The sequence below is a fragment of the Sorangiineae bacterium MSr11954 genome (genome assembly GCA_037157815.1).
GTDB classification, from domain to species: Bacteria; Myxococcota_A; Polyangia; order Polyangiales; family Polyangiaceae; genus Pendulispora; species Pendulispora albinea.
Genome location: CP089984.1, coordinates 2552778 through 2566601 on the forward strand (window position 1 = coordinate 2552778; position 13824 = coordinate 2566601).

The 13824-nt window shown below is 70.0% G+C and carries 2 protein-coding genes and 2 pseudogenes; all 4 read left to right on the forward strand.

The window, feature by feature from the left end; all coding sequences use genetic code 11:
* The first annotated feature begins 576 nt into the window (after window positions 1-576).
* Complete coding sequence (locus tag LZC94_10275) at window positions 577-2034, forward strand: beta-ketoacyl reductase (GenBank protein ID WXB20371.1); 1458 nt, start codon at window positions 577-579, stop codon at window positions 2032-2034.
* 86 nt (window positions 2035-2120) lie between these two features.
* Window positions 2121-3566 (forward strand): annotated as a pseudogene (locus LZC94_10280) (polyketide synthase).
* A 291-nt stretch (window positions 3567-3857) separates the two neighbouring features.
* On the forward strand, window positions 3858-12266 hold the full coding sequence (locus LZC94_10285; GenBank protein ID WXB20372.1) for an SDR family NAD(P)-dependent oxidoreductase: 8409 nt from the start codon (window positions 3858-3860) through the stop codon (window positions 12264-12266).
* An 82-nt stretch (window positions 12267-12348) separates the two neighbouring features.
* Window positions 12349-13806 (forward strand): annotated as a pseudogene (locus LZC94_10290) (polyketide synthase).
* Window positions 13807-13824 lie beyond the last annotated feature (18 nt).

Genomic DNA, 13824 nt, shown 5'->3' on the forward strand with positions numbered 1-13824 from the left:
CCGCGCGACGCGAAGGGCCGGAGTGCGCCCGACCGCGACGACGAGGATCGAAACACAATCTACGCGCTCGACTGGAGGCCCTGTCCGAGCGCCGGTGCTCCGGTATCCGGCGGGTCGTGGAGCATCGTTGGCCGCGACGGGGCAAGGTGGCACGAGCGAATCGCAAGCCGGGTCGGACCGCTCGACGCCCATGCGGATCTCGCCGAGCTCCGTGCGGAGATTGGCCGCGGCGCGCGCCTACCCGGCATCGTCCTTCTCCCGTGCACCGCACCTGCGGAAAGTCCACGCGCGCCGCTTCCGCACGTGCTCGCGCATCTCCAGGCGTGGTTGAACGATGAAGCCTTCGCCTCGTCGCGGCTGGTCATCGTCACCCGCCGCGCGGTCGCCGCGGGGCCCGACGAAGATGTCTCCGACGTCCATCACGCGCCCATTTGGGGCTTCGTGCGCTCAGCGCAAACGGAGCATCCGGATCGCAACCTGACCTTGCTCGACATCGATGACGACCCTGCGTCGCTGGACGCACTCCCGCTGGCGATGGCCTCGAACGAAGCGCAGATGGCGCTGCGGGGCGGAGCGATGCGGGTACCGCGGCTCGCGCCCCGGCGTGCGACGCCCAGCGCGAAGGCCGGCGGCCGCCAAAGCCCGCTCGCTCCCGAGGGAACGGTGCTCGTCACCGGTGGCACGGGGGCGCTCGGAGCCGCGGTCGCGCGGCACCTGGTGGACCGTCATGGCGTGATGCGACTCGTTCTCGCTTCGAGGCGGGGGCAGGCGGCGCCAGGGGCCGAGCAGCTCGCGCGCGACCTCGCGTCGGCCGGCGCCCAGGTGCAGATCGTGGCGTGCGACGTCTCGGATCGTGCGGCGCTGGCGTCGCTCCTCGCCGCGATTCCGGCGGCGCATCCATTGTCCGGGGTGATCCACGCGGCGGGCGTGCTCGATGACGGCGTGGTGCTTTCGCAGACGGAGGCTCGCATCGCGCGCGTCTTTGCGCCGAAGGTCGACGCGGCGTGGCACCTTCACGAGCTCACGCGCGAACGAGACCTTTCGGCCTTCGTGCTGTTCTCGTCGCTGTCCGGCGTGCTCGGGAGCGCGGGCCAGAGCACCTATGCGGCCGCCAACGCGTTTCTCGATGCGCTGGCACATCATCGACGCGCGCACGGCTTGCCCGCCATGTCGCTGGCATGGGGATGGTGGGCCGAGGACGGCGGCATGAGCGCGCACTTGGACGAGGTGGCCCAGAGGCGCATGTCGCGCCTTGGCATCGAACCGTTCTCCACGGCGGACGCGCTCGTGCTCCTGGATGCTGCGCTCGACCAAGGTGAGGCCTCATTGATTCCCGCGCGCTTCGATCGCCGTGCGCTTCGCGCGCGGACCGCCGGAGCGCGCGATCTGCCAGCGCCGCTGCGCGGGCTCGTTCCAGAAGCCGGCCCGCCCGTTCGAGAGCCCGGCCGCCTCGCTCCCGAGACCAGCCGCCTCGTCGAACCGCCCGGCCGGACCGAGCACGCGCCGGCATGGCCGTGGGGCGAGCAGCTCGGCGGACTCTCCGCGCGCGAGCGTGAGCGCGCGCTCCTCGCGGCGGTCGGCGCCGAGATCTCCACCGTGCTCGGGCGCGGGAGCGACCGAGGGCTCGAGCCGGATCGCCCGCTGCAGGAGCTCGGCTTGGACTCGCTCATGGCCCTGGAGCTACGCAACCGGCTCGGGGCGCTCGCGGGGAGGCGGTTCCCGGCCACATTGCTCTTCGATCATCCGACGCCGGCCGCCCTCGCGCGAAGCGTCCACGACACGCTGTTCCCCCAGGCGCCTCCGCGGCCCACCCAGGTGCTCGACGAGCTCGCGCGGCTCGAGTCGCTGCTGGCCTCCCTCGATCCCGAAGACGCCGAGCGGTCCGGCGTGGCGGCGCGGCTTCGCGCGCTGTCGTCGAAGTGGAGCCGCCCCGCGCCGAGCGCGCAACGAGCCGAGGCCGCGTTTCGGGCGGCCAGCGACGACGAGCTCTTTGCGCTCCTCGAGCAAAAACTGCAAGGGCGAGGTCTCGAATGAGCAACGAAGAACGACTCCGCGATTACCTCAAACGGGTCACGTCTCTTTTGCACGAGACCGAGGCGCGGCTGGCGGGCGTCGAAGAGAGGGACCGCGAGCCGATCGCCATCGTATCGATGGCGTGTCGGTATCCGGGTGGGGTGCGGACCCCCGAGGATCTCTGGGAGCTCCTTCGCACCGGGGTGGATGCGATATCGGGACCGCCTCGAGGTCGAGGTTGGGACACGGCGCCCTGGTACGATCCGGATCCGGACGCACCCGGCACGAGCTACACCCGCGAGGGAGGCTTCCTCCACGACGCCGACCAGTTCGATCCGGCGTTCTTCGGCATCAGCCCGCGCGAGGCGCTGGCCATCGATCCCCAGCAACGGCTGCTGCTGGAGACGTCGTGGGAGGTGGTGGAGCGCGCGGGCATCGATCCGCGGTCGCTCCAGGGCAGCGCCACCGGCGTCTTCATCGGCATGAACTCCAACGACTACGGCGCACGTTTGCTCGAGCACCGTGAGGCGCTGGAGGGCTACGTGGTGACGGGCAGCGCGGCGAGCGTGGCCTCGGGCCGCATCGCGTACACCTTGGGCCTCGAGGGGCCCGCGCTCACGATCGACACCGCGTGCAGCTCCTCGCTGGTCGCCATCCACCTCGCTTGCCATGCCCTGCGCCGCGGCGAGTGCGCGCGCGCGCTCGTGGGCGGCGTCACCGTCATGTCGACCCCCGCCGCATTCATCGAATTCAGCCGACAGCGCGCGCTGTCCCCCGACGGCCGCTGTCGGGCCTTTTCGGCCGGCGCCAACGGGACCGGGTGGGGCGAGGGCGCCGGTCTGCTCTTCCTCCAACGCCTCTCGGACGCCCGGCGCGAGGGCCGCCCCGTGCTGGGCGTGATCCGCGGCAGCGCCGTCAACCAAGACGGCCGAAGCCAAGGGTTGACGGCCCCGAACGGGCCCTCGCAGCAGCGGGTGATCCGGCGCGCGTTGGAGAGCGCCAACCTGGTCGCGCACGACGTGGATGCCGTGGAGGCGCACGGCACGGGGACGACCTTGGGCGATCCCATCGAGGCGCAGGCGCTGCTCGCCACCTACGGCCAAGGGCGAAGCGCCGACACCCCTTTGTGGTTGGGGACCATCAAGTCGAACCTGGGGCATACGCAGGCGGCGGCGGGGGTCGCGGGCGTGATCAAGATGCTGCTCGCCATGCAGCACGGGCTCTTGCCCAAGACGCTCCACGCCGAACACGGCTCGCCGCACATCGATTGGTCCCAAAATACCGTGCGCCTCGTCACCGCGCCGACCGCATGGAAGCGCCGCGGACGCGCGCGCCGCGCCGCCGTCTCGTCGTTCGGGGTGAGCGGCACCAACGCCCACCTGATCCTCGAAGAAGCTCCGCCCCCGCCCGATCCCGCCGAAGACGCCGGGCCGCGGACGCCGGCCCCTGCGTACGTGCCGCTCGTGGTATCGGGGCCGAGCGAGGCAGCGTTGCGCGCGCAGGCGGAGCGGTTGCGGGCGTATTTGGAAAAGGACGAAACGATATCGCTGTTGGATATGGGGTATTCGCTGGCGACGACGCGGACGAGGTTCGAATACCGTGCGGTGGTGGTGGCGGGGGATCGTGCGGGGGCGCTTTTGGGGCTGTCGGGGATCGCCGGTGGGGTCGGGAGAGAATGGCCCGAGCACGCGGGGTTGTCGGGGATGGGCGGTGGGGAGCCGGAGCATTTGGGGGGATGGGGAACGGGAGAAAACCGCAAGGGCGCAAGGGTCGCCAAAGGGCGCGCGAGGGTGGACGGGAAGTTGGCATTTCTGTTTACCGGGCAGGGGAGTGCGTATTCGGGAATGGGGCGGGAGTTGTATGCGGCGTTTCCGGCGTATCGGAGGTCGTTGGATCGGATTTGTGTGTGCTTTGAAGGGTCGCTGGGGGTGTCGCTGCGGGAGGTGATCTTCGAGGCGGGGAATGCGACGCAATTGGAGCAAACGCAGTATGGGCAGGCGGCGCTGTTTGCGGTGGAAGTGTCGTTGGTGCGGTTGCTGGAGTCGTGGGGGATACGGGCGGATGTCGTGATGGGGCATTCGGTGGGGGAGCTGGGTGCGGCGCACGTGGCGGGGGTGCTGAGTTTGGAGGATGCGTGCCGGTTGGTGGCGGCGCGGGGGCGCTTGATGCAGGGGGTGAGCGCGAAGGGAGCCATGGCGTCGCTGCAGGCGACGGAGGCGGAGGTGGTGGAGCGGCTGGGGGGCCGTGCGGGGGTGTCGATTGCGGCGGTGAATGGGCCGCGCGCGACGGTGATCTCGGGGGACGAGGCGGCGGTGCAGGAGGTGGTGGAGGCGTTCGCGAAAGCGGGGCGCAAGACGAAGCGGCTGGAGGTGAGCCACGCGTTTCACTCGTCGCATATGGATGAAGTTTTGGATGCGTTTGGACGCGAGGCCGAGAAGATCGATTATCGGGTGCCGCAAACGGCGGTGATCGCGAATGTGACCGGGAAGCGAGCGCGCGACGAAGAGCTGCGCAGCGCGGGCTATTGGGTTCGCCACGTGCGGGAGCCGGTTCGATTCGGCGAAGGGGTGCAAGCGCTGGAGGCGGAGGGCGTCACGCGCTACGTGGAGGTGGGGCCGCGGGGCGTGCTTTCGGCGATGGCGCTCGAGAACCTAACGGAGCGAGGGGCGGAGGAGAGCGTCGTGCTGGCGGCGCTTCGCCCGGAGCGCCCGGAGGTGGAGACGCTCCTGGAAGCTCTATGCAATTTGCATATAAATGGCCAATCCGTAGATTGGGCCGCCTTCTACGAACCGCTGGGCGCGCGCCACGTGGCGCTGCCGACCTACGCCTTTCAGCGCGAACGCTATTGGCTGGATCCTCCATCGCGACATGCGCCCGCCGCGGTCGCGGGACGGAGCGTGGTGACGCACCCGATGCTCGGTGCCGTTACGGTGCTGGCCGAGAGCGAGGGCTTGCTCTTCACCGGGCGCGTAGCGCTTCAGAGCCATCCCTGGCTGGCCGGGCACACGGTCTTCGGCCTCGTCCTCTTGCCGGGCACCGCCTTTGCGGAGCTCGCGCTGGCGGCGGCTCGCCACGTCGGGCTCTCGACCATCGAGGAGCTCACATTGGAAGCGCCGTTGGTGCTGCCACCCGAAGGCGACATCGAGCTTCAAATCACGATGGGCCGCCGCGACGATCGCGGCCGTCGCCCGCTGACCTTCCACGCCCGAGCGACAGGGGCGGAGGACGGCACCGGTTGGACCCGCCACGCCACCGGCGTCGTTGGGCCCTCGCGCGAGGCGCCCGCATTCGATCTCCGCACATGGCCGCCGCGAGGGGCCATCCCGCTCGACTTGGACGGCCTGTACGATCACTTCGCCGGCACGGGCTTTCTCTATGGCCCGCAATTTCAGGGGCTGCGCGCAGCATGGCAGCGCGAGGGCGAGCTGTTCGTCGAGGTTCGTCTGCCGGACGAATTGGCCGAGCAGGCCAGCTCGTTCGCCCTGCACCCTGCGCTGCTCGACGCCGCCCTTCACGGTCTCGGGCGCTACACCCTGCCGCTCTACGGTCCTTCGTCGGGCGGACCGGGCGCCGGGCACGTGGCGCTTCCGTTCTCGTGGTCGCACGTCGTGATTCATGGGATGGGGGCGGCGAGCTTGCGTGTGCGCCTGTCGCGCGGACCGACGGACGGGGCCGCGTCCCTGACGATGGCCGACATGGCCGGCGAGCCCGTCGCATCGGTCGCATCGCTGCTCACGCGCCCCACCACCGCGCAGCAGTTCCGAGATGCTCTCGTCTCCGGGCAACAGGACCTTTACTGCGTGGATTGGCACCCGATCCCGATGCCGGATGCGAACCGCGCGGGCGCACGGCGCGCGGTGCTCCTCGGGGCGAACGACGAGGCATGGCGAGGCGCATCGACCGCATCGACCGCATCCACCGCATCGACCGCATCCACTTGGGAACTACCGCTCGAGCACCATACGGATCTCGACGCGCTCCTTCGCGCCGTGGACTCCGGCGCGCCGCTTCCGGACGCGGTGGCCGTCTTTTGGTCGCAACGGGAGGGCGAGGACGTCGTCTCCGCCGCGTCTTCGGTTGCCGTGCACGCGCTCGCATTTCTTCGCGCTTGGCTCGCGGAGGAGCGGCTCGCCGCGATCCGGCTCGTGTGGGTCACGCGCGGGGCGGTGGCCGTCGACGCCGCCGAAGACGTGCCCTACCCTGCGCGCGCCGTCCTCTGGGGGCTCGTTCGCTCCGCCCAGACGGAGCATCCGGATCGCCCGCTCGCGCTCCTCGACGCCGACGATCTCACCCCGCACGCGCTGGTGACGGCGCTGTCTTCGTCCGAGCCGCAGCTCGCGCTGCGCCGCGGCGTTTTGCACGCGCCCCGGCTCACGCGCGCGCCGCGCGTCCCCCGTGCACCCTCGGAGCCCGCGTTTTCGCCGGACGCCACGGTGCTCATCACCGGCGCGACGGGCGCGCTCGGCGCGGAGCTGGCGCGGCACCTGGTGACCCGGCACGGCGTACGGCATTTGCTCCTGACGTCACGTCAGGGACCGCAGGCGGCCGGCGCCGGAGCGCTCGTGTCGGAGCTGCGCGCGGCCGGCGCCCAGGTCACCGTGGCGGCGTGCGACGTCGCCGACCGCGCCGAGCTCCAAGCGCTCCTCGCATCGATTCCAGCCGAGCACCCTTTGCGCGTCGTCATCCACGCGGCGGGTGTGCTCGACGATGGCGTGCTGCTCGCGCAGACGCCGGAGCGCCTCGCGCGCGTCTTTCGCCCGAAGGTGGCCGGCGCTTGGCACCTGCACGAGCTCACGCGCGAGCTGCCCCTCTCGGCCTTCGTGCTCTTCTCGTCTTTGGCGGGCGTCGTGGGCGGCGCGGGCCAAAGCAACTATGCCGCGGCCAATGCCTTTCTCGATGCCCTCGCGCACCACCGGCGCGCCCGCGGGTTGCCCGCGCTCTCGCTCGCATGGAGCCTCTGGCGGACGCCGAGCGGCATGAGCGCACGCCTGGACGATGCCGCGCGCGCCCGCATGACCCGGCTGGGGATCGAGCCGCTTTCCACGGCGGACGGTCTCGGGCTCCTGGACGCCGCCTGGACCCGCACCGAGCCGGTGTTGGCGCCGGCGCGCTTCGACCAAGCGGGGCCACGCCGCGGCAAGGACACCCCAAAACAGTTGCTCAAGCAACGAATAAGGCACCTCTCCGGCGAGGAGCGCGAGCGAGAGCTCCTCGCGCTGGTGTGCGCCGAGGCATCCGCCGCCCTCGGCGGTGCCCGTGTGGATTCGTCCGGGCGCGACCGACCCTTGCGCGAGCTCGGCCTCGACTCCTTGACCGCGCTCGAGCTGCGAAACCGCCTCGGGGCCGCCGTCGGCATGCGCTTGCCCGCCACCTTGCTCTTCGATCACCCCACGCCGGCCGCTCTGACCCGATGGCTTCGCGCGGAGCTCGACGGCGCGCGCGAACCCCACATGGCACCCGCGCCGGCGCCCGCGAAGCTGGAGGCCGCGGACGATCCCATCGCCATCGTGGCCATGAGCTGTCGCTTTCCGGGTGGGGTGTGCACGCCCGAAGGTCTATGGCAGGCCCTGATCGACGAGGTCGACGCGGTCGCCGGCTTTCCCGAAGGGCGTGGGTGGAACCTCCAGGGCCTGTACGATCCCGATCCCGACGCCGCAGGCAAATACTACACACGCGGAGGGAGCTTCCTCCACGACGAAGGCCTCTTCGACCCCGCGTTCTTCGGCATTTCGCCGCGCGAAGCGCCGACGATCGATCCCCAGCAGCGGCTGCTCCTGGAGACGGCATGGGAGGCGATCGAACGCGCCGGCATCGACGCGACGTCCCTCGAGGGGAGCCGGACGGGCGTCTTCGTAGGCATCATGTCGAGCGACTACGCCTCGCGCCTCTCCGTCGTCCCCGAGGACGTGGAGGGTTATGTCATCACCGGCAGCGCGAGCAGCGTCGCGTCGGGCCGCATCGCCTACACCCTCGGGCTCGAGGGACCGGCGGTGAGCATCGATACCGCATGCAGCTCGTCGCTGGTGGCCCTTCATCTGGCTTGCCAGGCCTTGAAACGAGGTGAGTGCAGCTTGGCGTTGGCGGGCGGGGTGACCGTGATGGCGACGCCCCAGAGCTTCATCGCGTTCAGCCGGCAAAGGGCCCTTTCGCCCGATGGGCGCTGCCGCTCGTTCTCCGAGGCGGCGAACGGGGTGGGTTGGAGCGAAGGGGCCGGGATGCTGCTGCTGGAGCCCCTCTCCGAGGCACGGCGCCTCGGCCACCCCGTGCTCGCCGTGGTGCGCGGCAGCGCGGTGAACCAGGACGGGCGAAGTCAAGGGCTGACGGCGCCGAATGGCCCATCGCAACAGCGCGTGATTCGCGAAGCGCTGGAGAACGCCAAGCTGGATGCCCGCGAGGTGGAGGTGGTGGAGGGGCACGGTACGGGGACGACCTTGGGCGATCCGATCGAGGCGCAGGCGCTCTTGGCGACGTACGGCCAAGGACGTGCCGCGGGGGAGCCCCTTTGGCTTGGGAGCATCAAGTCGAACGTGGGGCACACGCAGGCGGCGGCGGGGGTCGCGGGCGTGATGAAAATGGTGCTGGCCATGCAGCACCAGCGGCTGCCCAAGACGCTGCACGCGGACAGCCCGTCGACCCACGTGGATTGGTCGAGCGGTGCGGTGCGGCTCTTGACCGAGGCGCGGGAGTGGAGAGCCAGCGCGGAAGCTCGAACGCGGCGCGCCGGGGTTTCGTCCTTTGGAATCAGCGGAACGAACGCGCACGTCATCCTCGAAGAAGCGCCGGCGGAGGAGGTGCGCAGGGCGCAACCTGTGTCGCCGGAGCGCGTGCCGCTGGTGCTGTCGGCCAAGAGCGAGGCGGCGCTTCGGGAGCAAGCCTCGCGATTGCGCGCGCGTTTGGAGGAGGACGAAACGATATCGCTGTTGGATGTGGGGTATTCGCTGGCGACGACGCGGACGAGGTTCGAATATCGGGCGGCGGTGGTGGCGGGGGACCGTGCGGGGGCGCTTTTGGGGCTGTCGGGGATCGCCGGTGGGGTCGGGAGAGAATCGCCCGATCGCGCGGGGTTGTCGGGGATGGCCGGTGGGGAGTCGGAGGATTTGGGGGGATGGGGAACGGGAGGAAACCGCAAGGGCGCAAGGGTCGCCAAAGGGCGCGTGAGGGTGGACGGGAAGTTGGCATTTCTGTTTACCGGGCAGGGGAGTGCGTATTCGGGAATGGGGCGGGAGTTGTATGCGGTGTTTCCGGTGTATCGGAGGTCGTTGGATCGGATTTGTGCGTGCTTTGAAGATGCGCTGGGGGTGTCGCTGCGGGAGGTGATCTTCGAAGAGGGGAATGCGACGCAATTGGAGCAAACGCAGTATGCGCAGGCGGCGCTGTTTGCGGTGGAAGTGTCGTTGGTGCGGTTGCTGGAATCGTGGGGGATACGTGGGGATGTCGTGATGGGGCACTCGGTGGGGGAGCTGGGTGCGGCGCATGTGGCGGGTGTGTTGAGTTTGGAAGATGCGTGCCGGCTGGTGGCGGCGCGGGGGCGCTTGATGCAGGGGGTGAGCGCGAAGGGGGCGATGGCGTCGCTGCAGGCGACGGAGGCGGAGGTGGAGGAGCGGCTGGGGGGCCGGGTAGGGGTGTCGATTGCGGCGGTGAATGGGCCGCGTGCGACGGTGATCTCGGGGGACGAGGCGCCGGTGCGGGAGGTGGTGGAGGCGTTCGAGAAAGCGGGGCGCAAGACGAAGTGGCTGGAGGTGAGCCACGCGTTTCACTCGTCGCATATGGATGAAGTTTTGGAAGCGTTCGGACGCGAGGCGGCGAAAATCGATTATCGGGCGCCGCAAACCGCAGTGGTCTCGAACGTGACGGGGAAACGCGCAAGCGACGAGGAGCTGCGCAGCGCCGACTATTGGGTTCGCCACCTGCGGGAACCGGTTCGATTCGGCGAGGGGGTGCAAGCGCTGGAGGCGGAAGGTGTCACGCGCTACGTGGAGGTGGGCCCGCGGGGCGTGCTTTCGGCGATGGCGCTCGAGAACCTAACGGAACGGGGCGCGGAGGAGAGCGTGGTGCTGGCGGCCCTTCGCCGCGAGCGCCCCGAGGTGGAGACCGTCCTCGAAATTGTGTGCAATCTGCATGTGATCGGCCAACCGGTGGATTGGCGCGCCTTCTTCGAACCGCTGGGCGCGCGCCGTGTGCAGCTGCCGACCTACGCCTTCCAACGCCAGCGCTACTGGCTGGACGCGCCCCCACCCCGACCGGCCGCCCCCGATCACCCGCTCTGGGATGCGATCGACCGTGGCGATCTGGATGCCCTGATGGAGACACTTCACATCGACCGGCGCGAGCACCGGGACGCGCTCGCGATGTTGCTCCCCTCGCTCGCGAGCTGGCGAACGAGGGCCCAGGCTCCGAGCACCTTGGATGGCTGGCGGTATCGTGCGATCTGGAAGCCCCTCCCCGATCTCCCGACGGCCCACGTAACGGGGACGTGGCTATGCGTCGTTCCTTCGCACCTCGTGGATGCGGCGAGCCGATGGTGGAGAGGCGACGCGATCGTCGTTCCGGTCTCCGAAGCCGACATGGATCGCGTTCACCTCGCGGCGCGCCTTCGCGAAGCTCTCGCAGCGCACCCGGCCCCGCGCGGCGTGCTCTCGCTGCTCGCCCTCGACGAGGCGCCCGCCGCATCGCACCCCGCGCTTCCACGGGGGCTCGCGCTCACCTTGACCTTGGTGCAAGCGTTGGGCGACGCGGCCATCCGCGCGCCGCTTTGGTCTTCGACCCAAGGGGCCGTCTCCACGGGACCTTCCGATCCCATTCAGCGCCCGCTGCAAGCCATGGTTTGGGGGATGGGTCGGGTGGTCGGCCTCGAGCACCCCGAGCGCTGGGGAGGCCTCGTCGATCTCGACGCCCCGCCCGACGCCGGCGCGATCGAACGCATCCTGGCGATGCTCGAAGGCGGCTGCGACGAGGACCAGATCGCATGGCGGCAAGGTCGGGCCTTTGGACGGCGCCTGGTGCGAGCCCCCCTCGAGGCTACCTCCGCCCTCGCAAACCGGTGGACACCCACGGGCACGGTGCTCGTCACCGGCGGCACGGGTGCTCTGGGCGCCCACGTGGCCCGCTGGTTGGCGCGAAGAGGCGCAGCCCACATCGTCCTCGTGGGTCGACGAGGCCGAAATGCACCGGGCGTGGCCGCGCTCGAGCGCGAGCTCGCCGCCGCCGGCGCACGGATCACGGTCCTGGCGTGCGATCTCGCCGATCGTCGCGCCGTACGTGCTTTGCTCGATGCGCACGCCGAGGATCTGCGCGCCGTCGTCCACGCGGCCGGCGTGCCCCAACGGGCATCGCTGGATGCGACCACCGTGTCCGAGCTCGAGGCGGTCGTCTCCGGCAAAGTCTCCGGCGCGCGCCACCTCGACGAGCTCCTCGCCGGCCGCCAGCTCGATGCGCGCATCTTCTTCTCCTCCATCGCCGGTACGTGGGGGAGCGCAGGTCAAGGTGCTTACGGCGCGGCCAATGCGTTTTTGGATGCCCTGGCCGAACAACGCGGCGGCGCGGGCGCGCGCGTCCTCTCGGTCGCCTGGGGACCATGGGCGGAGGGTGGCATGGTCGCCGGCGACGCGGAGCGCGATCACCTCCTCCGGCGAGGCCTCGTGCCCATGGCCACCGATCGCGCCATCCTGGCCCTCGAGCAAGCCGTCGACCGCAACGAGACGACCCTCACGGTGGCCGACGTCGACTGGGCTCATTTCGCTCCATCGTTCGCGGCGGCGCGTCCGCGTCCATTGCTGCGCGATATCCCCGAGGCCCGAGCCGCCCTCGCCGCCGAAGCACCCGAGCCGCCCGGGCGCGAGCCGCCGCTCGCGTCCCACCTTCGAACGTTGCCGGAGCAACGACGTACCCCCCACCTGGTGGCCTTGGTCCTGGCGGAGGCCGCCGCCGTCTTGGGCCACGTGGACCCTGCATCGCTGGACCCCCGCACGGGCTGGCTTCGACTCGGCTTGGATTCGCTGATGTCCATCGAGCTGCGCAAGCGCCTGGAGCGCGCGACCGGCTTGCGATTGCCGGCCACCTTGGCCTTCGATCACCCGACCGCCCACGAGGTGGCGAAGCTCCTGCTCGCGACCTTCGAAGGCACGGACGAAGCCGTCTCCTCGCCGGGCCGTGGCGATGCGGCGGCTGCGCGGGAGGTGGCGGGGCCTCCCTTGGAGGACCTCGACGACGACGATCTCGTGGCGGCCGCCGAGGCTCTTTTGGGAACGAGCTGAACTCATGTCCGATCGAAATCAAAGCAAGCTCCGTGAGGCCCTGGTCCGCTCGCTCCAGGAATTGAAGCGTCTTCGCGATCGCATGGCCGAGCTCGAAGGCTCCTCGAGCGAGCCGGTGGCCATCATCGGCGTGGGGTTGCGTCTCCCGGGCGGTGCCATCGATTTGGATGGCTTTTGGCGGGTGCTCGAACAGGGAATCGACGCCGTGGGCCACGTGCCCGCGGACCGCTTCGCGATCGACGACGTCTACGATCCCGATGGCGACCTCGCCCCCGACAAGAGCTATGTCCGCGAAGGCGCCTTCCTCGACGGCGTCGATGGATTCGACGCGGCCTTTTTTGGAATGGGTCCGGCCGAGGCCGACCACGTCGACCCTCAGCACCGTCTGCTGCTCGAGCTGACCTGGGAGGCGCTGGAGCACGCCGGCGTGCTTCCCGCATCGCTCGAGGCGACGAAGACGGGGGTGTTCGTCGGCGTGGGGCCGAGCGACTACGAGCGCCTCCAAATGAACGCGGGCGACGACCATCCCTACGCGATCACCGGAACGCACGCATCGTTTGCCGCGGGCCGGCTGGCGTTCACGTTCGGGCTGCAAGGACCGGCCCTCTCGGTGGACACGGCGTGCTCGTCGTCCCTGGTGGCGCTCCACCTGGCGTGCCAATCGTTGCGGCGCGGTGAATGCGAGCTGGCCATCGTCGGTGGGGCAAAGGTGATGCTCGCGCCCGAGCCCTTCGTGCTGCTCTCGCGAACGAAGGCACTGGCCCCCGATGGTCGCTCGAAGACCTTTTCGGATCGCGCCGACGGTTATGGCCGCGGTGAGGGCGCGGTGGTTCTGGTGTTGGAGCGGGAGAGCGCGGCGCGTGCGGCGGGGAGGCGGATTTTAGGTGTGGTTCGGGGGAGCGCGGTGAATCACGACGGGGCGAGCAGCGGGATTACGGCGCCGAATGGGACGTCGCAGCAGAAGGTTCTGAGGGCGGCGCTGCGGGATGCGGGTCTGGAGGGCCACGAGGTGGATGGCGTGGAGTGCCACGGGACGGGGACGACGCTGGGGGATCCGATCGAGGTGCAGGCGTTGGGAGGGGTGTACGGGGAAGGTCGAGGGGAGTCGGGCCGGCTGTGGCTGGGTGCGGTGAAGACGAATATCGGTCATCTGGAGTCGGCGGCGGGGCTGGCGGGTGTGGTGAAGGTGGTGGCGTCGATGCGAGCTGGAATGCTGCCGGCGACGTTGCACACGAGGCCGAGGAATCGGCATGTGGAGTGGGAGAAGCTTGGGGTGGAGGTGGTGGAGTCGCGGAGGCCGTGGCCGCGGCGGGGTGAGGGCGTGGCGAGGCGAGCGGGGGTGTCGGCGTTCGGGCTGTCGGGCACGAATGCGCATGTGATTTTGGAAGAGGCGGGGGAGACGGTCGCGCAAGGAGGCGAGAGGGCGGCGGGGTGGGGGAGGGTTCCGCTGGTGCTGTCGGCGAAGAGCGAGGGGGCGCTGAGGGGACAGGCGGAGCGGTTGCGGGCGTATTTGGAAAAGGACGAAACGATATCGCTGTTGGATGTGGGGTATTCGCTG